This window comes from Bradyrhizobium genomosp. III (genome assembly GCF_000261705.1).
GTDB classification, from domain to species: domain Bacteria; phylum Pseudomonadota; class Alphaproteobacteria; order Rhizobiales; family Xanthobacteraceae; genus Bradyrhizobium; species Bradyrhizobium ottawaense.
This window is the reverse complement of record NZ_AJQF01000015.1, coordinates 43,033-66,634: the sequence shown is the minus strand read 5'-3', so window position 1 is coordinate 66,634 and position 23,602 is coordinate 43,033. Positions and strand designations below refer to the sequence as shown.

The 23,602-nt window shown below is 64.9% G+C and carries 19 protein-coding genes, 1 tRNA gene and 1 pseudogene; 5 read left to right on the top strand and 16 right to left on the bottom strand.

The genetic code is table 11. The features are described 5' to 3' along the window. Positions 1-229 precede the first annotated feature (229 nt). From IC66_RS0101150 to IC66_RS0101115, 8 genes are all read right to left on the bottom strand, one after another. Positions 230-303 (bottom strand) — tRNA-Gln (locus IC66_RS0101150). A gap of 176 nt (positions 304-479) precedes the next feature. Continuing rightward, positions 480-1,523, bottom strand: a complete 1,044-nt coding sequence (locus IC66_RS0101145) for an acyltransferase family protein (protein ID WP_080670313.1) — start codon at positions 1,521-1,523, stop codon at positions 480-482. A 108-nt stretch (positions 1,524-1,631) separates the two neighbouring features. Further along, positions 1,632-2,603, bottom strand: a complete 972-nt coding sequence (locus tag IC66_RS0101140) for a Bug family tripartite tricarboxylate transporter substrate binding protein (protein ID WP_038946378.1) — start codon at positions 2,601-2,603, stop codon at positions 1,632-1,634. A 60-nt stretch (positions 2,604-2,663) separates the two neighbouring features. Continuing rightward, on the bottom strand, positions 2,664-3,794 hold the full coding sequence (locus tag IC66_RS0101135) for an iron-containing alcohol dehydrogenase (protein WP_038946377.1): 1,131 nt from the start codon (positions 3,792-3,794) through the stop codon (positions 2,664-2,666). A 13-nt stretch (positions 3,795-3,807) separates the two neighbouring features. Beyond that, positions 3,808-4,845, bottom strand: coding sequence for a 4-hydroxythreonine-4-phosphate dehydrogenase PdxA (gene pdxA, locus IC66_RS0101130; RefSeq protein WP_038946376.1), 1,038 nt, complete (start codon positions 4,843-4,845; stop codon positions 3,808-3,810). Next, positions 4,842-5,948: a four-carbon acid sugar kinase family protein gene (locus IC66_RS0101125; protein WP_038946375.1), complete on the bottom strand. Its 1,107-nt coding sequence runs from the start codon at positions 5,946-5,948 to the stop codon at positions 4,842-4,844. Before IC66_RS0101125 ends, pdxA begins: the two co-directional genes overlap by 4 nt. Positions 5,949-5,950: 2 nt before the next feature. After that, entirely contained in the window at positions 5,951-7,390 is a 1,440-nt protein-coding gene (locus tag IC66_RS0101120) for an FAD-binding oxidoreductase (protein WP_038946374.1), read from the bottom strand. Between the two features lie 24 nt (positions 7,391-7,414). Continuing rightward, the gene (locus IC66_RS0101115; protein ID WP_038946373.1) at positions 7,415-8,335 is read right to left on the bottom strand and encodes a dihydrodipicolinate synthase family protein; all 921 of its coding nucleotides are present in this window, start codon (positions 8,333-8,335) and stop codon (positions 7,415-7,417) included. 122 nt (positions 8,336-8,457) lie between these two features. Here IC66_RS0101115 and IC66_RS0101110 point away from each other — a divergent pair, with 122 nt between their 5' ends. Both IC66_RS0101110 and IC66_RS0101105 read left to right on the top strand, forming a co-directional pair. Next, complete coding sequence (locus IC66_RS0101110) at positions 8,458-9,291, top strand: IclR family transcriptional regulator (protein WP_038946372.1); 834 nt, start codon at positions 8,458-8,460, stop codon at positions 9,289-9,291. Positions 9,292-9,424: 133 nt separating this feature from the next. After that, positions 9,425-10,156, top strand: a complete 732-nt coding sequence (locus IC66_RS0101105) for a DUF3750 domain-containing protein (RefSeq protein WP_038946371.1) — start codon at positions 9,425-9,427, stop codon at positions 10,154-10,156. A gap of 41 nt (positions 10,157-10,197) precedes the next feature. On the opposite strand, the gene rnz is transcribed toward IC66_RS0101105, so the two are convergent. Genes rnz through IC66_RS0101085 form a run of 4 tightly spaced genes read right to left on the bottom strand, consistent with a single transcriptional unit; the run spans position 10,198 to position 14,780 of the window. Then, entirely contained in the window at positions 10,198-11,103 is a 906-nt protein-coding gene (gene rnz / locus IC66_RS0101100) for a ribonuclease Z (RefSeq protein ID WP_038946370.1), read from the bottom strand. A gap of 52 nt (positions 11,104-11,155) precedes the next feature. Further along, entirely contained in the window at positions 11,156-12,139 is a 984-nt protein-coding gene (locus IC66_RS0101095) for an antibiotic biosynthesis monooxygenase (RefSeq protein WP_038946369.1), read from the bottom strand. A gap of 10 nt (positions 12,140-12,149) precedes the next feature. Next, complete coding sequence (gene guaD, locus IC66_RS0101090; RefSeq protein WP_038946368.1) at positions 12,150-13,547, bottom strand: guanine deaminase; 1,398 nt, start codon at positions 13,545-13,547, stop codon at positions 12,150-12,152. A 15-nt stretch (positions 13,548-13,562) separates the two neighbouring features. Continuing rightward, on the bottom strand, positions 13,563-14,780 hold the full coding sequence (locus IC66_RS0101085; RefSeq protein WP_038946367.1) for a multidrug effflux MFS transporter: 1,218 nt from the start codon (positions 14,778-14,780) through the stop codon (positions 13,563-13,565). Positions 14,781-15,303: 523 nt separating this feature from the next. Here IC66_RS0101085 and IC66_RS0101080 point away from each other — a divergent pair. Further along, complete coding sequence (locus IC66_RS0101080; protein ID WP_038946366.1) at positions 15,304-16,785, top strand: amidase; 1,482 nt, start codon at positions 15,304-15,306, stop codon at positions 16,783-16,785. 34 nt (positions 16,786-16,819) lie between these two features. On the opposite strand, the gene IC66_RS0101075 is transcribed toward IC66_RS0101080, so the two are convergent. Beyond that, positions 16,820-17,425 carry a TetR/AcrR family transcriptional regulator gene (locus IC66_RS0101075; protein ID WP_038946365.1) on the bottom strand — a complete coding sequence of 202 codons (606 nt, stop codon included), beginning with the start codon at positions 17,423-17,425 and terminating at the stop codon, positions 16,820-16,822. Between the two features lie 199 nt (positions 17,426-17,624). Here IC66_RS0101075 and IC66_RS0101070 point away from each other — a divergent pair, with 199 nt between their 5' ends. Beyond that, positions 17,625-18,869 carry an efflux RND transporter periplasmic adaptor subunit gene (locus IC66_RS0101070; protein ID WP_038946364.1) on the top strand — a complete coding sequence of 415 codons (1,245 nt, stop codon included), beginning with the start codon at positions 17,625-17,627 and terminating at the stop codon, positions 18,867-18,869. A 164-nt stretch (positions 18,870-19,033) separates the two neighbouring features. After that, positions 19,034-22,234 (top strand): efflux RND transporter permease subunit, encoded by a 3,201-nt coding sequence (locus tag IC66_RS0101065; protein WP_038946363.1) that lies wholly within the window; start codon positions 19,034-19,036, stop codon positions 22,232-22,234. Here the strand turns inward: IC66_RS0101065 and IC66_RS0101060 are convergent. The 3 genes and pseudogenes from IC66_RS0101060 to IC66_RS0101050 all read right to left on the bottom strand — a co-directional run bounded on the left by IC66_RS0101060 (position 22,231) and on the right by IC66_RS0101050 (position 23,381). Then, positions 22,231-22,958, bottom strand: a pseudogene (locus IC66_RS0101060) (sulfite exporter TauE/SafE family protein). The gene IC66_RS0101065 and the pseudogene IC66_RS0101060 overlap by 4 nt on opposite strands. Before the next feature lie 14 nt (positions 22,959-22,972). After that, positions 22,973-23,218 carry a hypothetical protein gene (locus IC66_RS0101055; RefSeq protein ID WP_240536293.1) on the bottom strand — a complete coding sequence of 82 codons (246 nt, stop codon included), beginning with the start codon at positions 23,216-23,218 and terminating at the stop codon, positions 22,973-22,975. Continuing rightward, positions 23,145-23,381 carry a hypothetical protein gene (locus IC66_RS0101050; RefSeq protein ID WP_244429067.1) on the bottom strand — a complete coding sequence of 79 codons (237 nt, stop codon included), beginning with the start codon at positions 23,379-23,381 and terminating at the stop codon, positions 23,145-23,147. The genes IC66_RS0101055 and IC66_RS0101050 overlap by 74 nt, the downstream gene beginning before the upstream one ends. Between the last annotated feature and the right edge of the window lie 221 nt (positions 23,382-23,602).

Genomic DNA, 23,602 nt, shown 5'->3' with positions numbered 1-23,602 from the left:
CCTCCCAATCGTTCCCAGAAGCTCCTTGGACAGCCAGCAGAGACAATGAGAGGATGAGCAACTTGATTGGTCGCATTGCAACTCTGGGTCGGCTTTGCGGTGACCCTCGACGCGGCGAGCGCTGAAGTTTCCCGTTGGGGGCAGGCGTTAGGGTCGGCGTAGGGGTACGTGTGCTACCCAGCGCAGGATCGTTCAACAATATCAGGGGCTTGCGGAGATCCGAGTGGGTTGGCTGGGGAACCTGGATTCGAACCAAGACAAACAGAGTCAGAGTCTGTTGTGCTACCGTTACACCATTCCCCACCGAAGCGCTTGAAATCACTAAGCTTTCTTCGGAAGTTCTGCGAGCGCGGCTGACAGTTTCGCAAATCAGCGGCTCGCAGGCCGCTCATATAGCCGCGCTTACCTTCGCGGTCCAGCCCCTCTGTGAACATCGTCGGCTTGTTCTCGCTGCGTTCGCACCGACAAGACCGACTGTCTCAACTCTTCCCGAAGGAATCCTGCGGCCCTCTGCGGTTGTAGAACAGCGACCGGCGCGCCCGATCGATCCATCGCTGCAGCGTGAACTCGAAGGCGAGCGCAACGACCGTGGATGCGAGCAGGATGCCCAGGGTTTGAAACAGAATTCGCCAATGGCTCACAATGTGCGGATTGGTCAGCGTGATCGGATCAAAGAACTGCAGATTGATCGCGATCTGGATGAAGAGAAAATGCGAGAGATAGACGCCATAGGAGGCGTCGCCCAACGCGGTCGACAGCGGTCCGTTGATTCTTGAGAAAAGCGTCGGAATCACGATGCAGGTTGCGATAACCAGCGGTACGCCCTGAACGATGCCCCCGTGATAGTCGACGTCGGCATAGACGTCGCCGAGGAGATAGAGGCAGTACAGGGCCGCGAGCCAGTAGCCCGCACGCGTCGACCATGTCAGGCGATCTCGCAACGAGAAGAGCACAACGCCGGTGCCGAAATAGCCGATCTGGCTGTAAAACGGGAAGTAAGCCCATTTCCATTCGTAGACGTGCAGAATGGTCATCTTGATCGCGAAGGCAGCGACCACCAACCCGGCGAGCCATTTTCTATTCAGGAGAAGCAAGGCAGGCAGCAGCGCGTAGAAGACGATCTCCGCACTGATCGACCAGGCCTGCGGAACCAGGAGATACGTGGTGCTGTGCATGGCCGAATAGAGATCGAGACCCAGCAGCGACAGGTTGATCACATAGGGCCGCTCATCCGTTCTGAGGGAATTGAAGATGCCGCTCTCGTTCGCCGGATTCCACAGATGTAGCGCGAACGTAGCTGCAAGGACAGCGAGGTAGAACGGATAAAGCCTCGCGAAGCGGCTGGCGAAGAATGCAGCAGGCCGTCCGGGATAGTGCCGCTCATAGGCGGCGGCCATGTAAAAGCCGCTGATGATGTAGAAGACTTCTACAGCGGCCAAACCTCCGATTGTCTGGTGAATGACGCCAAATTGGCAATGAAATCCAACGACGATCGCCGCCAGCAGAAAACGAACAGTCCCCATCAGCCCCGCACCCGTTGGCTGAGGCGAACTTAGACCGGCGACCGGCGTTGAACAAGCGGCCGCCGTTCTCGGGCATGCGGCGGCCGGCTTCTCTCATCGCGTACCGCCCTACTCCAGCTTGATGTTGGCGGCCTCGATCACCTTCTTCCAGCGCGCCGTCTCAGCGTTGATGTAGGCCGCGAACGGTTCGGAATCCACGGCGACAGCGGTGGCACCGAGCTCGGCCATCTTCTGCACAGTCTCCGGTTGCTGCATGAAGGCGCGGATCTCGGCCGAGAGCTTTTCGACGATCGGCTTGGGCGTGCCCGCGGGCACAATGAAACCGTGCCAGGCCACCGCCTCGAAGCCGGGCAGGAATTCGGCAACGGCCGGAGCTTCGGGATCGAAGGCGGCGCGCTTCGGCGTTGCCGTCGCGAGCAGCGCGAGTTGGCCGGTCTTCACCTGCGGCAGCAGCAGCGGAACGTTGTCGAAGGCGAGATCGATCTGGCCGCTGAGCAGGTCCGTTAGCATCTGGCTGGAGCCCTTGTAGGGCACGTGCACCATCTTGGTGCCGGTCTTCTGCTGGAACAGCTCGCTGGCAAGATGCTGCGAGGTGCCGACACCGGCCGAGCCGAACGAGACCTTGTCCGGATTCGCCTTCAGATAGGCAATCAGCTCCGGCACGGTACGCGCCTTGATCTTGTTGGGATTGACGACGAGAACGTTGGGCACGACGCTGATCTGGGCGACCGGCACCAGCTCCTTGTCCGGCTGGTAGCTGAGCTTCGGCCCGTAGAGCGACGGGTTGATCGCAAGCGCGGACGTGCTCGCAAGGCCGAGCGTGATGCCATCCGGCGCCGATTTCGCCACCCGCGTCACGCCGAGGATCGAGCCGGCACCGCCGACATTCTCGACCACGAAGGGCTTGCCGAACTTCGCCTGCAAATGGTTGGAGACCATCCGCGCGAAGATATCCGCGGTGCCGCCGGCGGCGAAGGGAACGACCACCGTCACCTGCTTGGACGGATAGCCGTCCTGCGCCTTTGCGGGTGAGGCCGCCAGCACCAAGGCTGAGGCAAGGACAAGCCAGATCGATCTCATAGACGTTTCCTCTGTTTTTCGTGTTGTTGATTGGCTGCCGCGCGCGAGCGGCGAAGACTGTTAGAACGCGACCTCGTACATGTTCAGGATCTCATCCCGGCCGAGGTCGCGCGGATTGTTGTCGAGCAGGCGGCGAATGGCGTGCGCCTCGTCGGCCATCACGCCGAGATCGTCCCGGGGCACGCCGAGCGCGGACAGCCGCATCTCGATGCCGAGATTCTTGCAGAACCCGTAGGTGGCGTCGAATGCGAGCTTTGGATCGCCCTTCTCCGGCAGTCCGAGCGCCTGGAGCACCGCGATCGTCTTCGCTTCCACCGCCGGCATGTTGAAGGCCAGCGTATGCGGGAAGATCACCGCGCAGGCGAGGCCATGCGCCACGTGGTGACGGGTGCCGAGCGGATACGCCACGGCGTGGCCGGCGGTCGTGTTCACCGGTCCCAGGCAATAGCCACCATAGAGCGAGGCGAGCGCCAGGCCCGCACGAGCCTCGCGGTCGCCGCCATCGGCCACCGCGCGCTCGAGATAGCGGCCGACCAGCCGCGCGCCGTCGAGCGCGTAGAGGTCGATCGTCGGATGCGCCTTGCGGCTGGTATAGGCCTCGACGCAATGCGCCAGCGCGTCGACCCCGGTTGCCGCGGTGACCTCTTTCGGCACGGTCATCGTCAGATCCGGATCGACGATGGCGATGTCGGCCAGCATGAAGCGGCTCTGCACTGCCTGCTTGTTCTGGCTGACAGGATCGGTCACGAGCGCGCGGGTGCCGGCCTCGCTGCCGGTGCCCGACGTCGTCGGAATCTGCATCAGCGCGACGCTGCGGCCGGCCACCTTCTCCGGCCCGACGATATCGGCAAAGGGCACGTCGCTCGTGCACATCACCGCGACCAGCTTGGCGAGATCCATCGCGCTGCCGCCGCCAAAGCCGACCACGAGATCAGGCTTGACGTCCTTCGCCATCGCCACCGCCTTCTTGAGATTGGGCAGGTCGGGCTCGGGCTTGACCTCACCGAACACCTTCACCGCACCCGGCAGCGCCAGCATGTCGACGCGGCGTGCGTTGAACGGATCGGAGATCACCAGCGGCCGCCTGGCACCGATCCGCTCGGCGAAGCGCGCTGCCGCGCCGATCGTGCCGTTGCCGAACTCGAGGATGGTGGGACGCTGGATTTCAATGGGCGTGAAGGCGTTGGTCATCGTGCGTTCGAACTCATGATTTGGATGCAGAAACGCCAGCGGCGAGCCGCTCGGCATAGTCGATGGCTTCGATCAGGCTGTGTTCGTTGGCGATGCCCTTGCCGGCGATGTCGAAGGCGGTGCCGTGGTCGACGGAGGTGCGGATGATCGGCAGGCCCAGCGTGATGTTGACGCCGGACAGTTCCTGCCAGCGGCCGGTCGCGGGATCGACCTGGAAGCCGAGCAGCTTGACGGGGATGTGCCCCTGGTCGTGATACATCGCGACCGCCGCATCGTACTGGCCGGCGCGCAGCTTGACGAAGATGGTATCGCCGGGCACGGGGCCGACGACGTCGAGACCGTCGGCGACGGCTTTTGCAATCGTCGGCGCGGACACGTCGATGTCCTGCCGGCCGAACAAGCCGCCCTCGCCGGCGTGTGGATTGAGCGCGGCAACCGCGATCTTCGGCTTGGCAATGCCGAGCCGCAGCAGGGCATCGTTGGTGAGGTCGATGACCATGCGCAGCCGCTCCGGCGTCAGACGCTTCGGCACGTCCTCGAGCGCCACATGGGTCGAGACATGGCTGACGCGCATGTTGCCATGGGCGAGCAGCATCACCGAGCCGCGCACGCCGGTGAGATGCGCCAGCATCTCGGTATGACCCGGGAAGTGATAGCCGGCCCTGTTGAGCGCTTCCTTGTTGAGCGGCGCCGTGACGATCGCCGCGGTCCGGCCCGCCTGCGTCAGCCGCACGCCCTGCTCGATCGCCTTGTAGGCAAAGCGGCCGCCATCAGCGCTGAGCACGCCCGGCTTGATCGGATCGCCCTCGATGTCGGCCTGGAGGAAGCAGAGGTTTGGCCAGTCGCGATCCTCGGCGCGCACTTCGGGAATCGCAATGCCGGCACCAAGTGCGGCTTTCGCGCCATCGAGCGCCGCGCCGCTGCCGATGATCAGCATCCGCAGATCGCCTTTCGCGATCCGGTCCTTCAGCCCGACGCAGGCCTTGACGATGATCTCCGGCCCAATCCCGGCGGGATCGCCCATGGTGATGGCTAGATGACGAGAGGTCATGTCGGACTCCCCTTGCTGAGCAAATGATTATCCCGAAGCAGGTCGCGCCACAGCTCGCTGGGGCCGAATGCACCGGACTTCGAGATGACATCGACGCCGGCCCAGCGGCCGCCTTGCAAGATCGAGCGCGGCAATCCCGGCACGATACGTCCTGTCACCTCGAGCGCATGCGCGCCAAGGGCAACGCAAGCGGCCTTCAGGGTTTCCCCACCGGCAACAACCAGCGTGCCCGGCGGTTCGAGTGCCGCGATCAGCCCCGTCATCTCGTGCGCGATCCGCCGCGCCGCCTCGGCCCGCATCAAGCCGTCGGCGAGGGCGAATTTCACCAGCGCCACGCCCTCGTCGGCCAGCTTGCGCCGAACGCCCGCGTTGCCCTCCCCCTCGGCCAGCGCGATGGTGGCGTGACCACATGCAGCCAGCTGGGATGCGGTGGCAGCCTGGTCGGAGCCAAACAGCCCCAGCACCGGCCGCTTCAGTTGCGAGGACGCAGCGGCGCCTTGACTGCGGGCAAGCGCACCGGCCAAGCCGCCGCTCCCACACCACAACACGGGCCCCGGCATGCGCCGCACCATTTCGACGACGCGATCGAGGTCGAGGTCGCTCTCGGCATCGAACACCTGAACGCCGCCTTGCGAGAGCGTGTCGGGCGTCCCCTGGCGTGCCTCGATGCCGTCCTGCCGCAATTGATCCAGCAAATTGTCGCCGACCCTGTGCCAATCGCCATGCACGGTGCGGGCGAATTGCTGGCCACCGACGGTGCGACGTCCCTGATAATCGAACGCCGGCGCGACCACGCAGGAGGCCCAATGGCCGCTGCGCAGACAGGCGCCAAGCTCAGCCGCCCACGCGCCCCGAAGGAGGCTATCGACCTTCTTGTAGGCGATCGTCCCGCCCTGAAGGTACGGCGCCAGTCGCCCAACGATTTCGACGCTCTCGGCCTTCGAGCGCTCACGGGTGCCGCTATCGATCGCCAGGCTTCCGGACTCCAGCGGCGTAAACGCTTCCGACCAGAGGACATCGAACGGTCCGCACAGGCCGACGAATTCTGCCGCGGTGTCGAGCGCACCGGTGAGATCGTCGGCAAGCAGGCGGACGCTCGTCATGGTCATGCCGCTCCCGCACCAAAGATCTTGCCGGGATTCATCAGGCCCTTCGGATCGAGCAATTTCTTGATATCGCGCATCAGCTCGATGTCGAGGGGATCGGCGACACGGGCGAGCCGGCCGCGATTGGTGACGCCGATGCCGTGCTCGGCACTGATCGCACCGCCCTGCGCTGCGGTCTCGTCGTCGACGATCTCGTTGATTTCAGCCACCAGCGCAGCCGTCGCCGCCTGGTCCTGGCAACGCGCGCGGTCGATCAGGGCGATCACGTGGATGTTGCCGTCGCCGATATGGCCGTGCATCACGACGTTCGCATGGGGGACGGCCGCCTTGATACGGGCTTCGACATTGTTGACGAAAGCCGCCTGACGCTCCAGCGGCACCACGCTGTCATGCGACACCACATAGCCGCTGCGCTTGTTGCCTTCGGATACGCTGTGCCGGACAGCCCAGATCGCCTTCGCCTGCGCCAGGTTGGAGGCCAGGATCACGTCTTCGGAGAGCCCCGCTTCCATCGCGTCGGCCAGCACCGTGCCCAGCGGCTCGTCGAGGTCGACTCCGGCGAGCGTGTCGGTCAGCTCGACGATCAGATACCACGGCGTCGTCAACTCGAAGGGGATCGTGACATGGGGCACGGTCTCTGCGATCGCCTCGATCTGCGCGCGCGACATGATCTCGAGGCTGCCGAGCCGGTCGCCGACCGCGCCGCGCAGGCGCTGCATGATCTCGAGCGCCTGCTCGACGCCCTGCAGTTTCAGCAGCGCCAGCGCCGAGCTGCGCGGCGGCGCGAACAGCTTCAACACCGCCGCGGTGATGATGCCGAGCGTGCCCTCCGCCCCGATGAACAGCTGCTTGAGCGCGTAGCCGGTATTGTCCTTGCGCAGTGCGCGCAGGCCGTTGAAGATTCGCCCGTCGGGCAGCACGACCTCCAGCCCGAGCACGAGATCGCGCGTCGGACCGTAACGCAGCACCGCCGTGCCGCCGGCATTCGTCGAGATATTGCCGCCGATCTGGCAGGAGCCTTCGGCACCCAGGCTCAAGGGAAAGTAGCGATCGACGTCGCGCGCCGCGTTTTGCACCTCAGCGAGGATGCAGCCGGCTTCCACTGTGATCGTGTTCGCGAGTGGGCTGACGTCGCGGACGGCGCGCATCCGGTCGAGCCGGATCACCACATTGCCGGCCCGATCGTCCGGCGTCGCCGCCCCGCACATGCCGGTGTTGCCTCCCTGCGGCACGATCGCGAGCTGCCTTGCCGCACAGAATTTGACGACGGCGGCGACCTCGGCGGTGGAGCCGGGCTTCACCACCGCGACCGCGCGGCCGTGATAACGCCCGCGCCAGTCTACGACGTAGGCTTCCTGGTCAGCCCCGGACGCAATGACGTGCTTGTCGCCGACGATCGCGGCAAGCCCGGAGAGCGCGTCCTGGAAGGAGTCTGACATCGGATCGCCTTGTCGTTGCGCCGCCTACAAAGCGGCTGCGAATGCCGCAGCATTCGCGAGCAGCTCTTTCACCTGCTCCGGCGGCAAACACTCCAGCGGCGGTCGCAGGCTCTGCCATCCCGCATGACCGGTGCGCTCTGCCACCAGTGTCTTCAGCGAGGCCATCTGCGGGAAGCGCGAGACCAGCTCGCGCGCTTTCACGATGCGCGCCTGCGCCGTCTTGAGCGCCGCGTCGTCGTCGCTATCGCGAAAATGCTTGTAGACATAAGCAAGGTCCCGCGCGACCAGATTGGAGGTCGCCGTGATGCAGCCGGCGCCGCCCTTGCGCAGCAGCGGCAGCAGCAGTGGATCGGCTCCGACCAGGACCGAAAAGCCGGGGAAGCGCTCGACCATCGCGGTCATGTTCGCGAAGTCGCCGGAGGAATCCTTGATACCCACGAACGTTGCCGGATAAGCCGTTCGCAGCCGCTCGATCAGCGCATGCGAGATCGGCTGCGCCGACATCTGCGGGATGTGATAGAGCACGACCTTGAGCCTGGCATCGCCAATGCGCTGCACGATTTCGCTATAGGACGCGTAAACGCCGTCGTCCGTGACACCCTTATAATAAAACGGCGGCAGCATCACGACGGTGTCGACGCCGACTGAAAGCGCGTGGCGCGTCAGGGCGATGGTCTCGCTGAACGCGGCAACGCCGGTGCCCGGCAGAAAACGTTGCGGCGCGATGCCGGCAGCTACCACCGCCTCGAGCAGCGCCATGCGCTCCGCCGCGGAGAAGGAATTCGCCTCGCCCGTCGTGCCGAGCAGCGCGATGCCGTCGCAACCCTCATCGAGGAGATAGCGGCAATGCGCGATGAAGCGCGCATGATCGGGGGCGAGCTGGGCGTCGAGCGGAGTCAGCGCGGCCGAGAACACGCCATGAGGGTGCAGCGATGGTGTCGACAAACTTCCTCCGATCGTCAAATCTGTTGTTCGGAATGCGAACATTTGTTATTGGCTTGGACCAGTCGTAAAATCAGCTTGCCGCCGCGTCAAGGGCGGTGGCTGTCATGGCAAGGCATTCGAGCATGGCCAAGGTCGAAAAGAAGGCCACGAAGCGCAAATCGGAATCGTCCCCGAAAAATCCCAAAAATCATGTCGCGTCCGTCGGCAAGGCCTTTGCCGTGCTCAAGAGCTTCAGCAGCGAAGCCTTCGAGCTCACCCTGAGTGAGATTGCCGCACGGGCGGATCTCGATCGCGGAACGGCGTTCCGGCTGATCCAGACCCTGACCGAGCTCGGCTATCTCCAGACCGTGCCGCAGAGCCGCCGGTTCCGCCTCGGCGTTGCCTGCCTCGACCTCGGCTACACCGTGCTGTCGCACGGATCGCTAAGGCCGATGGTCGAGCCGTTGCTGCGAGATCTCGTGCCCGATGTCGGCGATGCGGCTTCGCTCGGCATCCTCGACGGCGGTGACGTGGTCTATCTCGCGCGCGTCGGCGCGGGCCTCGACCGCCACAAGATGGATCGCCGGCCGGGCACGCGCATTCCCGCCTATAGCGCCGCGCTCGGTCATGTCATGCTGGCACATCTGGCGCGGGACGAGCAGATCGAGCGACTGGAATCGCGCCCTCGCGTCAAACTGTCGGAGCGGACGCTGACTGATCTCGATGCCCTGCTCGCCCGGCTCGATCAGGTGAAGAAGAAAGGCCACGCCGTCTCCGACGGCGAGAACGCCTACGGCCTGCGCACGCTGGCAACGCCGATCTTCGACGCCCAGGGCCTCGTGATCGGGGGATTGAGCATCACGGTCGATGCCATGCGCATGGACATGCCGACGTTCCGTGACCAGGCGCTGCCGCGGCTGATGGAGCTGACCGGCCAGGTGCAGGATCTCGCGATCAAGTCGGGATTGACGAGCTGAGCGATCTCTTCGCGGATGTCCCGTGCGACCTCACAGCTGACGATCTGCATTCGAAGATCATTGTGAAAAAAGCTTTCGCGACCTATATCCTCGAGACTTCCTTCCGAAACCCGATCTCGCCTTGCGAAGAGCCGTGCTCATTTTCTTCCTGCTCCTGTTCGTGCCGATCGGCCTATCGGCCGCGCGGTACTATTGGCTTGGAGATGGCCGCGGCAATTGGCAGACGGCTGACCGTTCCAGCGCAGGCCTGCTGCCGCCGGCTTCTTCCCATCCCGACGCCCTGATCCGGGTTTATGCGGCCCGAACGGTCCGGTGGCGAAGCATCTTCGCCGTCCACACCTGGATCGTCGTCAAGGAAAAGGATGCGACCAGCTATAGCCGATACGACTACACCGCGTGGGGCGAACCGATCCGGAGCAATGGCTTCGCCCCCGATGGAAGGTGGTTCGGCGCCCTGCCGGAAACCGTCGTCGCCGTAGATGGGTCACGGGCCGAGCTCCTCGTTCCCAGGATTCGGACTGTGATCGAGACCTACAAGTTTCGAACCTACGGCGACTACAGCGCCTGGCCGGGACCGAATTCAAACACCTTCGTTCAAGCCGCGCTCGATGCCGTGCCGGAACTTCGCGCGGTTCTGCCGCCGACCGCGATCGGCAAGGATTATCCCTATTCCGGGGAATGGATTGGGCTGACCGCCTCGCGCACCGGCTTCTATGCCTCGCTCTTCGGCTATCTCGGCCTGACCCTCGGATGGGTTGAAGGCCTCGAGGTCAACTTCTTCGGCGCCGTGCTCGGCCTCGACATCCGCCGGCCCGCCGTCAAGCTGCCGGGCATCGGCCGCCTCGGTGTTGCCGCCGGTCTGTAGAGCCGGCCGAGACGGCGATTGGCGATGTCTCGTCGCGATGGCTAGATCACGATGTGATCGAAGTCGGCGGCGATCCGGCTGTTCGGAAAGATCCGCGCCGCCTCCGCGAGAATCTCTTCGTCCTCATAGCGTCCCGACATATGGGTCAGCACGAGCTGCTTCACATTGCTCGCTGCCGCAAACGACGCCGCTTCTGCCGCGGTGAGATGGCCGTAATCCCGCGCGGTTGGCGCGTCACGATCGAGGAACGTTGCCTCGATCACCAGCATGTCGGCATCAACGACGTGTTGCGCCAGCCCCTCGGTGGTTTCGGTGTCGCCGATCACGACGAGTTTCCTGCCGCCGCTCCGCGGCCCCAGGACGTCTTCCGGATCGATCGTTTGATCGCCCTCGATTACGACTGCCCGGCCTGCGGCCAGCTCGCCGCGCAAGCGACCGTCGGGAACGCCAAGCGCCGCCAGCCGATCCGGCTGAAGGTGGCGGCGAGCGGGGCTTTGGAAGACGAATCCAAAACTGTCGGTGTCGCGATGGCGGACCGGAAAGCAGTCGATGGTGAAATCACCGGCGTCGACGAACCGTCCTGCGGCCAACGAGGCGAACTCCACTGGGAGCGGCGCCCTGCCCGCGCCCCACAAGCCGGCCAGCATCTGGATGACCGTATCAAGCGTCGATGGGCCACCATGAACCATCATCACCTCGGCGCTCTGCCGCAAACGCAGCGTCGAGAACAGGCCGGGGATGCCGAGCACATGATCGAGATGGGCATGCGTCAGTAGAATGCGGTCGAGCCGTCGAAAACCTGCGCCACTGCGCAGCAACTGACGCTGCGTGCCCTCGCCGCAATCGACCAGCATGCGCTGTCCGGCAGCCTCGATCAGCAGGGCCGGATGGTTGCGTTCCGCGGAGGGAACGCTCGCCGAGGTGCCGAGGAATGTCAGGGCAAACATGGTCGTCGATGTCCAGCGACCGCCCCTCTCCGCGACGGTACGGTGGACGGTCTCACCGTCCCCAATGCCACGCGAGCAACAACGCGTACAGCCCCATCGAAGCGGCGTAGAGCGCGGCAAGAAGTGCATAGCCCGCGATCTGGCGACTGATCGCCGCCTTCGGCGCGACCCACCAGTCGAGTGCCCTGAAGGCCGCGGGCACGAGCCACCAGCCGAGCAGCTGGGTGCTGACGAGATTGCCGACAAACAGCGACAGCCAGATCGGTACGCCATGGCTGTCGATCAGGGGCCGGCTGACGAAAGTGCCCCAGAGATAGACCACGGGGTAGAGCACCAGGAGGACGATGAGGTTGCTCTTCCAGATCATGGCCGGGCCCTGCTCGGGAGCCCCAGTCTTGCCGGCCGGGAACCAGAAATTGAAGCCGTAGCTCGCGCGCTTCACGTTCATGCCGGCGTTGAAGCGCTCGCCCTCTTTCAGCAGGGTCTGACGGACGGGTGAGCCAAGCCATGCATTGAGGTTGGCATCGCTGTCGAACGACAGGATGACGATCCATTCGTCGCGCAAGCCTGGAATCGGCCGCTCGATCTTGTGACGCAAAAATCCCTTGAACTCGGCCTCCGCGGCCTGGATGCGCTGCTGCCATTTCAGAAACGCGTCCTCGAGTCCATCCGGCACCTTGAAGGAGATGACGGCCGACACCGCGCTGTCACGCTGAACGCCGGTGTCGGGCAGGATGTGGACATCCTCCGAACCGACGAAGAAGCGCTGCACCTCAGCGATCAGCTTCGCCCGCACCTCGCTCTGGAGCCAGGCGCGCGCCGCGGCCGGACTGGCGAAACGCAAAATCGTCACCCAGTCGACATGCGCCGGCGGCTGCGGCGGCACCACCTCCTGCCCCAGGAAACCGGGCCAGGCCTTCAGCGCCTCGCCCACCTCGCCGTTCCACCGCGCGAACGCGGCAAAGCCCTCGTCAGCGATGCGGCGTTGGATGACGAGGGCGACCGGCTGGCCGGCCGTGTCAGGAGATGTGCTCATCGCGGCGGCTTCAGCCTTTTTTGTAGAGACGCTTGCCCATCACCCAGGTCTCGTCGACGCAGCGATCGTCGCCGACCATCATCACGGCGAACAGCATGCTCGCGGCCTCGTCCATCGTGCGCGGGCCGGCGCCCTCGGCGATCAGCGATTGGTGCCACGCTTGGGCGATCTGCCCGCCGTTCGGATCGAGCGCAACGAAATCGGCTTCTTTGCCGGGCTCGAAATTACCGAGCTTGTCGTCGATGTAGAGGCCCTCGGCACCGCCAAGCGTGATCGACCAGAAGCCGCGATAGGGCGAGAGCTTGTTGCGCTCGGCTTCCGCAAGGTCCTTCCGCGTGGGATCGATGCTGCCGTCGAGCAGCGTGTTGTTGCACATGCCGACCTTGTAGGCGTCGTCGAGCACGGAGATCATCGAGAAGCGGTTGCCGCCGCCGACATCGGTGCCGAACGACATCTTCACGCGATGCTCCGGATCGGTGGCGCGGCCGAGGCGGAACAGGCCGCTGCCGAGGAACAGGTTCGAGCACGGACAGAACACCACCGCCGCGCCCTTCTTCGACATGCGCCGGAATTCGTTGTTCGAGAGATAGACGCCATGGCCGCCTGAGAACTTCGGCCCGACGAGGTCGAACTTCTCGTAGACGCCGAGATAGTCCTCGCAGTCCGGATGCTCGACCAGCACGCCACTGCATTCAGCCGGGTTCTCGGAGATGTGGGTGTTGACCCAGCAGTCCGGATGCTCGTGCTTGAGGCGCTGGCACGCCTTGAGCAATTCCGGCGAGGCACCGAAGGCGAAGCGCGGCGTGATGGCGTAGAGGTTGCGGCCCTTGTTGTGATACTCTGCGATCAGCCGCTTGCTGTCGCGATAGAAATTCTCCGGGGTATCGATGAAGTCCGCCGGCGCGTTGCGATCGATGCCGGTGAGGCCCGCGATGACGCGCATGTTGCGGCGGGCCGCTTCCTCGAACAGTTCCTCGGTTGAAACGGGCGAGGAGCTCGTGAAGGCCTGGCAGGTGGTGGTGCCGGACGCGAGCAACGCGTCGAGGAAACGCTTGACGCCCTCCCGCGCGTAGTTGCGATCCCGGTATTTGAGCTCTTCCGGATAGACCCATTTCTGGAGCCACGGCAGCAGCTGCTCGCCATAGGCCCCGAGCACGCGGGTCTGCGGCAGATGGATGTGGCCGTCGATGAAGCCCGGGACGAGGATGCGGTCCTTGATGTGCGTGATCTCGACGCCGGGATGGGCGGCAGCGATCGTCTCGTAGGGTCCGAACGCCTTGATGACGCCATCGGTGACGATCATGAGACCGTCCTGGTGAAAGCGCGCGGCGGCCTGCTCGTTGCCGACATGCTTCCAGGGATCGTCGACGAAGTCGAAGAACGTGCCGCGAATACCGACCGTGGTCATGATTGAGTCCCTTCCTTAAGACTGTGTGGCTTGGCGCACTGACGGCAGCGACATCGCGAGCAGCGTGCCCGCGATGGCGCAGAGGCCGAGATAGAGCCATCCGATCGGCGCCTGCGTTGCCTCAGGCAACACTGCCGCGATCGCCATGGCGCCGCTCACGGCGAGATAGCAGAGCGCGCTGATCAGACCGCCGATCAGGCCGTGGTCGCGCTCGAACAGGCCGAGCGCCATGCCGTACATCATCGGGCACAGCACGCCGCAGCCGCCGAGGACCAGCGCACCGCCGATCGTGATCGACGCGAAATCGAGACCGACGACCATGCCTGTTACGGTCAGCACGGCGGAGCCGGCGAGAAACAGCGCGAAGGCACCGAAGCCCAGCAGGCGCGCCGGCATGAAGCGCGCAAAATGCGCGCAGCCGAGCTCGCCGGCGAGATTGACCCCGCCGAGGCCGAGCGCGACGAGGCCGTAGATCGCCGCCGAGTAACCGAGGCCGGTCTGGTAGAAGAACGGCGCGACGACGCCGAACGCCAGCTGCGCGCTCGCCGCCGCGGCGAAGACCAGCACGAAAGCCAAAAAGCCTGGACGGACCAGCGCCTCGCGCAAGATACCCGCCGTGCGGCGCGGATCGAACGGCGCGCGCCGCTCCGACGGCAATGTCTCGGGCAGAAGAAACACGACGATCGCAGCGACGATGGCCGCGGCAATCGCAATGATGACGAAGACACCGCGCCAGGACGTCAGCTCGACGATGAAGCCGCCGGCCGCGGGCGCGAGCACCGGCGCCAGCCCCCAGGCCGCGCCAAGCAGGCCGGAGATCGCGGTGAGCTCACGGCCGCGATAGCAATCGGCCGCAACCGCATAGGCCACGACGAGGCAGGTGCAGCCGCCGATCCCTTGCAGGAAGCGCAAGCCCAGCAGCAGCGAGGCGCTGGTGGCGAGCGCGCAGGCGATGCTCATCGCGATCAGCACCGACAGGCCTGCGAGCAGGACGTTGCGGCGGCCCAGCGTGTCGGAGGCGATGCCGACAGGCACCAGCGCCAGACTCATGCCGAGCATGTAGGCGGTGACGGTGTTCTGCATCGAGGCGGGATCGGCGGCGAGATCCACCACCATCTGCGGCAGGCCGGGCGTATAGGCATCGAGCGGAATCTGGCTGAACGGCACGACGCACAGCAGGATCGGCACGATCCCGCGCTTCGCGCAACCGGCGTCCGAAGCAAGTGCGGTCATGAGCAACGCCCCCTTGATCTCCGCGGGCCCCGTCTTTTCGTGCGCGCAGTGAGACGCGACGATGCAGGTTGCGGGAACTTTGACGCGCGGGAGCGTGCCAGAACTGTGTGTAAGAATTCTTAGGAGCGCCCGTATCGATACGGCCTTTGACGGCTGATGCCCTGGCCGGGGGACGCCCAAACAAAAAACGCGAAAACAACCCCATGCAAAGTACAAATCATTGAAGAATTTCGCGCCGCACTCCGCCAAGGCCTGCCCGCGCGGACGTTTGACACGTCGGGCAAAGCAGGCGCTGACTCGCCTGATGGCCGATTGTGGATCCCGCCAGCGCGCCGGTCCGTTAACGGGGCGGAAGGCATAGCTGCTTCGAAGCCCGGGCCTCCGCACCGGTGCCCCCGGCAAGCAGATCTGGTGCCCGTTGCGCCGCCTCCTCATCCCCCTTTCAAAATCGCATGTTCGGTGCCCCGAGCGATCTGCAGCGGGGATAGTGTAGATGCCGCGATGAGAGACATTGGAGTTCGTGATGACCGCAGATGCTGCTGACCTGAACTACGGCTCGATCAGAGCACTGGCGAGCGCCCTGCACGCGCGCAAGATATCTGCCTCGGAATTGCTCGAACACACGATCGCGCGCATCGAGGCACTGGACGGGCGGATCAACGCGGTCATCGTGCGCGATTTCGACCGCGCGAGAGCGGCCGCGCGCACCGCCGATGCCGCGCTTGGACGCGGCGAGCAACGGCCATTGCTCGGCATCCCCGTGACCTTGAAAGAACCCTTCAACGTCGCGGGCCTGCCGACGAATTGGGGCTTTCCGCATTTCAGGGATTTCCAGCCGGCAGAGGATGCCCTCGTCGTCTCGCGGTTGAAGGCGGCCGGCGCCATCGTCATCGGCAAGACCAACATTCCGATCGGGCTGCGGGATTTCCAGAGCTACAACGAGATCTATGGGACGACCAACAACCCCTGGGACCTCGGCCGGTCGCCCGGCGGTTCCTCTGGCGGATCAGGCGCGGCACTGGCTGCCGGCTTCGGTCCACTCTCCATCGGCTCGGATATCGGCGGCTCGATCCGGGTCCCCTCGCATTTCTGCGGCGTGTTCGGACACAAGCCGAGCCTCGGCCTGGTCCCGCTGCGCGGATACAGCCTGCCGCCGGCACCGCCCGTCCCCGGCCAGGGCGATCTCGCGGTCGTTGGGCCGATGGCGCGCACAGCTTCGGACCTTGCGCTGGCGCTCGACGTGATCGCCGGCCCGGACGAGACGCGCGACGGCGTCGGCTACCGCCTCGCGCTGCCGGCCCCGCGCCACGACCGGCTCGGGGATTTCAGGATCCTCGTGGTCGACACGCATCCGTTGATGCCGACGGGCGACGCGGTGCGCTCAGCCATTGGACGATTGGCCGAGCGGCTCGGCAGATCGGGCGCGCAGGTGGCGCGCTCGAGCACATCGCTGCCCGATCTCGCCGAGTCGGCCCGGCTCTACATGAGACTGCTGAACGCCGCGCGAAGCCCGCGCCTGACACCGGCCGCCATCGAAGAAGCGCGAGGTCTTGCCGCGGCACTCTCCCCCGACGACCGCAGCCTGCAGGCCGAACGCGCCCGCGGCTGGGGCATGATCCATCGCGAATGGCTCGCGACCGATGCGGCGCGCCTGCAGCTGCAGCAACGGTGGCAGGAGCTCTTCCGCGAATTCGACGCGGTGATCTATCCGGCAGCGGCGGTGCCGGCCTTTCCGCATGACCATTCCGAACCGTTCGACGCCCGGCAGCTCGACATCGATGGAAAGCTCTACAACTACTCCGATGCGTGCTTCATCTGGGCCGACCCCGCTTCCACCTGCGGGTTACCTGCGACCGCCGTTCCGATCGAGCGTACGTCGTCGGGCCTGCCGGTCGGCGTCCAGATCATCGGGCCCTATCTGGAGGATCGTACGACGATGGCGCTCGCCGGACTGATCGAGCGCGAGTTCGGCGGCTTCGTGCCGCCGCCGGCGCTGTCTGCATAATCCGCGGGAAGACAGCCGACGGCACTTACAGCCATCACGTTCGGTCGGCCGACTGCGCCTCGACCGCCTGCACGGCGACATGAGCCACCTGTCGCAGCGCTTCGCGGTCCGCGCCCGAGGATGCCATCACCCCCATGCCGACCGCGACCGCCGAGACGTAGCGCGCGAGCGCGGCGGGGTCGGCGCTCTCCTTGAGATCGCCATCGGCCTTGGCACGAACAAAACGGTCGCGGAGCTGGTCCTCGTTCTGGGCGCGGCGGGCGGCGAGCTCGAACGGGACGTTTTCGGAGCCGGTACCGCAGGCGATGCCGCCCTGCACGAGCAGGCAGCCGGGCGGATTGGCGGGATCGGTCTGCTTCTCGGCGATGCCCATCAGCATCCGTTCGGCGACGTCACGGGCGGTGGATGCGGCCACCACCTCGTCCATCCAGACGCCGCGCAGCTTGGTGTAGCGATCGAGCGCAGCCTTCAGCAGACCTTCCTTATTGCCGAAACAGGCATAGAGGCTGGGCGGATTGATGCCCATGGCCTCGGTCAGTTGCGCGATGGTGGCGCCCTCATAGCCATGGCGCCAAAACACTTCCATCGCCTGGTCCAACGCCGTTTCGGCGTTGAATTCGCGGGGGCGTCCCATGCGCATGTGCCTGTCTCCTCGGAACCGGCGGCTGGTATCAGCTTAACGCCGGTCCTATCTATTTGTTCTGGCTTTCTTTTTCTTGTGTCTTCCAATCGTCGCGGTTATCGGCGTACATTTTTCTTAGTGAATGGTACATAAGTATCTTGCACTGCGAGATCCAGCTCCACATCTGTAGTGAACACTACATATCTGGAGCGCGCAAATGCCCCCCTCCCAACATACCTCCCACACCGGCCGTCTCCGCCGCCTTCTTGGCGGCGTCGCCATCGTGGGCGCCCTCGCCGTAGCCGGTACGATTGCGACCGGCCACTATCTTCGTTCCGCCCAGGCAACCGCAACGGCCGCCGCGGCTGAACAGGCGGTGCCCGTCACCGTCGCCATGATCGAGCCGCGGCAGACCGCGCTGTGGGACGACTTCTCCGGCCGGTTGGAAGCCATCAACCGCGTCGAGCTCCGCCCGCGTGTCGCCGGTGCGATCCTTGCGACCAACTTCACCGAAGGCGCGCTGGTGAAGGCTGGCGACGTGCTATTCAAGATCGATCCGGCGCCTTACGCCGCCGAGGTCGACAAGGCCAACGCCCAGCTCGAGGCCGCAAAGGCGCGCGTGGTGTTCACCACCAGCGAGGTCGAACGCGGCGCGCAGCTGGTCGGCAACGCCGTCGTGACGCGCCGCGATTTCGACCAGCGCGAGAACGCCAACCGCGAAGCGATCGCCAGCGTGAAGGCGGCCGAGGCAACGCTCCAGACTGCAAAGCTCAATCTCGACTACACCGAGGTGCGCGCGCCCGTGGACGGCCGCGTCGGCAAGATCGAGATCACCGTCGGCAATCTCGTCGCCGCCGGCACCGCCTCCCCGGTGCTGACATCGCTGGTCTCGGTCAATCCGATCTATGCGTCCTTCGATGCGGACGAAGAGGTCGTGCTGCGTGCGCTGACCTCGATCGCGGACGCCAAGGGCGGACGCGGCAAGCTCGACCAGATCCCCGTGGAGATGGCGACCTCCGGCGGCCTCTCGGCGAAGGGCCACATCCAGCTCATCGACAACCAGGTCAACGGCCAGAGCGGCACCATCCGGGTGCGCGCGGTGTTCCGGAACGAGGACGGGCGTCTGATCCCCGGACAGTTCGCCCGCGTGCGCATGGGCCAGCCGAAGCAGCAGACGCTGGTGATGATCGATGAGCGCGCGATCGGCACCGATCAGGACAAGAAGTTCGTGATGGCGGTCGGCGACGACAGCCGCGCGGTCTACCGACCGATCACGCTCGGCAGCGCCGTCGACGGGCTTCGCATCGTCACCTCGGGCCTGAAGTCCGGCGATCGTATCGTCGTCAACGGTCTGCAGCGCGTGCGTCCGGGCGCCCTCCTCAAGACGGAGGTCGCAGCGATGGGCGCGCGTGGGCAGCAAGCAGCTTCCAACCACAGCAACCAGGACGTGGTGCAACGCTAATGTTCTCTGTCATCCCGGGGCGCGCATAGCGCGAACCCGGGATCTCGAAGTTACGAAACTCCGACCACCTCACCTCTGGATTCCGGGCTCGCGGGCTTCGCCCACGCCCCGGAATGACGGCGGAGCTGTCGGAGACGCACAAGATATTGCCCAGGGGCAAAGCCATGAATCTCTCGAAATTCTTCATCGATCGTCCGATTTTTGCCGGCGTGCTGTCGGTCCTGATTTTCCTTGCCGGCCTGATCTCGCTGTTCGCGATGCCGATCTCGGAATATCCGGACGTGGTGCCGCCGTCGGTCCTGGTGCGCGCCACCTATCCCGGCGCCAATCCCAAGGTGATCGCGGAGACGGTAGCGACCCCGATCGAGGAGCAGATCAACGGCGTCGAGAACATGCTCTACATGTCGAGCCAGGCGACCACCGACGGCGCGATGACGCTGACGGTGACGTTCCGGCTCGGCACCGATCCCGACAAGGCGACGCAGCTGGTGCAGAACCGCGTGCAGCAGGCCGAGCCGCGCCTGCCGGCCGTGGTGCGCCAGCTCGGCATCGTCACCAAGAAGTCCTCGCCCGACCTCACCATGGTCGTGCATCTGTTGTCGCCGAACGGCCGCTACGACATGACCTATTTGCGCAACTACGCGGTGCTCAACGTCAAGGACCGCCTGGCGCGGATCGACGGCGTCGGCGACGTCCAGCTCTACGGCGCCGGTGACTATTCGATGCGGGTCTGGGTCGATCCGCAGAAGGCGGCCGAGCACGGCCTGACCGCGAGCGACATCGTCAAATCGATCCAGGCGCAGAACGTCGAGGCCGCCGCCGGCGTCGTCGGCTCCTCCCCGAACGTGCAGGGCATCGACCTGCAACTGTCCGTCAATGCGGAAGGCCGGCTCTCCAGCGAAGAGCAATTCGGCGACATCGTGGTCAAGACCGGCACGCGCGGCGAGGTCGTGCGGCTGCGCGACGTCGCGCGGATCGAGCTCGGCGCCTCGCAATATGGCCTGCGCTCGCTGCTCGACAACAAGCAGGCGGTGGCGATCCCGATCTTCCAGGCGCCGGGCTCCAACGCGCTGCAGATCTCAGACAACGTCCGCGCCACCATGGCCGAGATCAAGAAGAACATGCCGGAAGGCGTGTCTTATCAGATCGTCTACGACCCCACCCAGTTCGTGCGCTCCTCGATCGAGGCCGTCATCCACACGCTGCTGGAAGCGATCGCGCTGGTGGTGCTGGTGGTGATCCTGTTCCTCCAGACCTGGCGGGCCTCGATCATTCCGCTGCTGGCCGTGCCGGTGTCGATCGTCGGCACGTTCGCGGTGATGCACGTGTTCGGCTTCTCCATCAACGCGCTCAGCCTGTTCGGCCTCGTGCTCGCGATCGGCATCGTCGTCGACGACGCCATCGTCGTGGTCGAGAATGTCGAGCGCAACATCGAGGCCGGGCTGTCGCCGCGCGACGCCACCTATCAGGCCATGCGCGAGGTGTCGGGCCCGATCATCGCCATCGCCATGGTGCTGATCGCGGTGTTCGTGCCCCTGGCCTTCATCTCCGGCCTCACCGGACAGTTCTACAAGCAGTTCGCACTCACGATCGCGATCTCGACCGTGATCTCGGCGGTCAACTCGCTGACGCTGTCGCCGGCGCTGTCGGCGCTGCTGCTCAGGGGACACAACGAGCCGAAGGACCGGCTGACGCTCATCATGGAAAAGAGCCTTGGCTGGTTCTTCCGCGGCTTCAACAAGGCCTTCACGCGCTCCTCGGATAATTACAGCGGAACCGTCACCAAGGTGATCTCGGGCAAGGCCGCAGTGATGGGGCTCTACGTGGTCCTGGTCGGCCTCACCGCCCTCTTGTTCCAGCAGGTGCCGAGCGGCTTCGTGCCGGGCCAGGACAAGCAATATCTGGTCGGCTTTGCGCGCCTGCCCGATGGCGCAACGCTCGACCGCACCGAAGAGGTCATCCGCAAGATGAGCGACGTCGCGCTGACCCAGCCTGGTGTGGAGAGCTCCGTGGCTTTCCCCGGTCTGTCGATCTCCGGCTTCACCAACTCGTCCAATGCCGGCATCGTGTTCTCGACGCTCAAGCCATTCGACGAGCGCAAGGGCCCGGCCCTGAGCGGGAATGCCATCGCGGCCGACCTGAACAAGAAGTACGCCGGCATCCAGGAGGCCTTCATCGCCATGTTCCCGCCGCCGCCGGTCAATGGTCTCGGCACCATCGGCGGCTTCAAGCTCCAGATCGAGGACCGCGCCGGCCTCGGCTATGAGGCCTTGAACGAAGCGACGAAATCGTTCATGGCGGCGATGCAGAAGGCGCCGGAGATCGCGGGCGTGTTCTCGAGCTTCCAGGTCAACGTACCCCAGCTCTTCGCCGACATCGACCGCACCAAGGCGCTGCAGCTTGGCGTGCCCGTGACTGAAGTCTTCAACACGCTGCAGATCTACCTCGGGTCCTACTACGTCAACGACTTCAACAAGTTCGGCCGCACCTACTCGGTCTATGTGCAGGCCGACGCGCCGTTCCGCGCACGCGCCGACGACATCAGGCAGTTGAAGGTGCGCTCGTCCTCGGGCGACATGGTGCCGTTGTCGGCGCTGCTCAATATCCGCCAGAGCGCGGGACCGGAGCGTGCGATCCGCTACAACGGATTCCTGTCGTCCGATATCAACGCCGCCGCCGCCCCCGGCTTCTCGTCGGGCCAGGCGCAGGAGGCGGCAACCCGGATCGCGGCGGAGACGTTGCCACCCGGCTTTGCCTTCGAATGGACCGACCTGACCTATCAGGAGTTCATCGCCGGCAATTCCGGCCTCTGGGTGTTTCCGCTGGCGATCCTGCTGGTGTTCCTGGTGCTGGCCGCACTCTACGAGAGCCTGACCCTGCCGCTCTCGATCATCATGATCGTGCCGATGGGCCTGCTCGCCGCCATGTTCGGCGTCTGGATCTCCAAGGGCGACAACAACGTCTTCACCCAGATCGGCCTGATCGTTCTCGTGGGGCTCTCGGCCAAGAACGCGATCCTGATCGTCGAGTTCGCGCGTGAGCTCGAATTCGCCGGGCGCACGCCGATCCGCGCCGCGATCGAGGCGAGCCGCTTGAGGCTTCGCCCGATCCTGATGACGTCGATGGCCTTCATCATGGGCGTGCTGCCGCTGGTGCTCTCGACCGGCGCGGGCTCGGAGATGCGGCGAGCCATGGGCGTGGCCGTGTTCTCCGGCATGATCGGCGTCACCGTGTTCGGCCTGTTCCTGACGCCGGTGTTCTATGTGCTGCTGCGGACCGTGACCGGTAACAAGCCGCTGGTGCATCACGGCAGCGACATCGGCGCGGCGCCGGTCCAGGGACTTCACGAAGTCCAAGGACACTAGATCAGGGATATCCCCGACACGAGCAACAGAACGAGCACGGTCTTGCGAAAGACCGTCTCGTTGACCCGGTGGAAAGCGATCACGCCAAGCGCCGAGCCGGCGAACAACGCCGGCAGGCTGACAGCAAGGTCGACGAAGACCTTTGACGACAGGTCCTGATGCCCGACCAGCAGCGCGATGGCAAACAGCTGCATTGCCGCGATGAACGGCTGCACCAGGCCGCGCTGCTCGCTCTTGGGCATACCGCGCATGTCGCACCAGATCGTCGGGATTGCGCCCGGCATCGCCGTCAGCCCGCCGACGAGCCCTCCTCCAAATCCGATCAGCGCCACCCAGTGCCGGCCGACGGCCTCTCCGGCCGTGACCAGCGTCGGCCGCAGCAGCATATACGCGGCATAGAGCGCGACATGATGCCGAAGCCGCGCCTGAGCAGATGCGTATCCGCGCTCTGCAACAGCGACACCGCGATGGGAACGCCGATCAATCCGCCGACGATCAGCAGCAGACTGCCCTCCCAACGGATGCTGCGCCGGAGCGCCCACAGATTGGTCGCCTGCACGCCGATGCTGCAAGCCATCATCAACGGCACGGCTTCGAGCGGCTGAAACATCCGCAGCAGGATCGTGCCCGCGACCGCCGAAAACGCGAAACCCGAGAGCCCCGAAACGAAGGCGCCGGCGAAGACGGCAACGCTAAGCAGAATCAGAGTCGTGACATCAGGCACGGACCGTCCTCCGGTCAATCGTAGGGGATCTGCGGAACGGCGACATCCGGGGTGTCCGTGCAGGCCGCCGGTTCGCGTGGAAACGACATTTGCATCGCGTGGGCGTGGGATCGTTCCAGAAGCGCCAGCCCGACCAGCTGAAGAGCGACGAGCGCCCCGGTCAGCGCAATCGCGACGATGTTGAAATTACGCGCGCTCGTAGGCGGGCTCGCCGGCGGCGCGCTCGCGCGCATCAGATCCGTGGGCATTTCCTGAAACATCCTCTTGCTTGCTGACCGGAATGATTTCGTTCAAAGGCAATGTGTCGCCGGGCTGCGCCAGCAAATGGTGATAGCGTTGCAATGCGCGCTGCGCGTCGATCTTACGCTGCTCGCGGAACACGGCGCCGATGCGAGCGACGATGTCGCGGAACTTGTCGGCCATGGCAAGTGACGTCCTTCGCATGACGACCTCCTCTCAACCTGTGCGAGAGAATGATGAGATTCACCCCAGCGTGATGTGAGTTGCTTCACAAAGAAGTCTGATAGGTCGAACAAGAAATCGTGTGACGCGTCTGTAGAAGGATACGCAAAAAATCGCGTCATTCGATCGAATGACGCGCGATAACTTTCTAATGATGTCTCTCTTTGAACCTGTCGGCGTGC

What these genes read in the sequence shown, in the direction of transcription:
- IC66_RS0101055 (WP_240536293.1), bottom strand. Translation starts at nt 23,218, where the DNA reads ATGTTTCAGGAAATGCCCACGGATCTGATGCGCGCGAGCGCGCCGCCG.
- IC66_RS0101120 (WP_038946374.1), bottom strand. Translation starts at nt 7,390, where the DNA reads ATGTCAGACTCCTTCCAGGACGCGCTCTCCGGGCTTGCCGCGATCGTC.
- IC66_RS0101050 (WP_244429067.1), bottom strand. Translation starts at nt 23,381, where the DNA reads ATGGCCGACAAGTTCCGCGACATCGTCGCTCGCATCGGCGCCGTGTTC.
- IC66_RS0101140 (WP_038946378.1), bottom strand. Translation starts at nt 2,603, where the DNA reads ATGAGATCGATCTGGCTTGTCCTTGCCTCAGCCTTGGTGCTGGCGGCC.
- IC66_RS0101095 (WP_038946369.1), bottom strand. Translation starts at nt 12,139, where the DNA reads ATGAGCACATCTCCTGACACGGCCGGCCAGCCGGTCGCCCTCGTCATC.
- IC66_RS0101075 (WP_038946365.1), bottom strand. Translation starts at nt 17,425, where the DNA reads ATGCGCATGGGACGCCCCCGCGAATTCAACGCCGAAACGGCGTTGGAC.
- IC66_RS0101085 (WP_038946367.1), bottom strand. Translation starts at nt 14,780, where the DNA reads ATGACCGCACTTGCTTCGGACGCCGGTTGCGCGAAGCGCGGGATCGTG.
- IC66_RS0101145 (WP_080670313.1), bottom strand. Translation starts at nt 1,523, where the DNA reads ATGGGGACTGTTCGTTTTCTGCTGGCGGCGATCGTCGTTGGATTTCAT.
- IC66_RS0101125 (WP_038946375.1), bottom strand. Translation starts at nt 5,948, where the DNA reads ATGACGAGCGTCCGCCTGCTTGCCGACGATCTCACCGGTGCGCTCGAC.
- IC66_RS0101065 (WP_038946363.1), top strand. Translation starts at nt 19,034, where the DNA reads ATGAATCTCTCGAAATTCTTCATCGATCGTCCGATTTTTGCCGGCGTG.
- IC66_RS0101080 (WP_038946366.1), top strand. Translation starts at nt 15,304, where the DNA reads ATGACCGCAGATGCTGCTGACCTGAACTACGGCTCGATCAGAGCACTG.
- IC66_RS0101135 (WP_038946377.1), bottom strand. Translation starts at nt 3,794, where the DNA reads ATGACCAACGCCTTCACGCCCATTGAAATCCAGCGTCCCACCATCCTC.
- IC66_RS0101110 (WP_038946372.1), top strand. Translation starts at nt 8,458, where the DNA reads ATGGCCAAGGTCGAAAAGAAGGCCACGAAGCGCAAATCGGAATCGTCC.
- guaD (WP_038946368.1), bottom strand. Translation starts at nt 13,547, where the DNA reads ATGACCACGGTCGGTATTCGCGGCACGTTCTTCGACTTCGTCGACGAT.
- pdxA (WP_038946376.1), bottom strand. Translation starts at nt 4,845, where the DNA reads ATGACCTCTCGTCATCTAGCCATCACCATGGGCGATCCCGCCGGGATT.
- rnz (WP_038946370.1), bottom strand. Translation starts at nt 11,103, where the DNA reads ATGTTTGCCCTGACATTCCTCGGCACCTCGGCGAGCGTTCCCTCCGCG.
- IC66_RS0101070 (WP_038946364.1), top strand. Translation starts at nt 17,625, where the DNA reads ATGCCCCCCTCCCAACATACCTCCCACACCGGCCGTCTCCGCCGCCTT.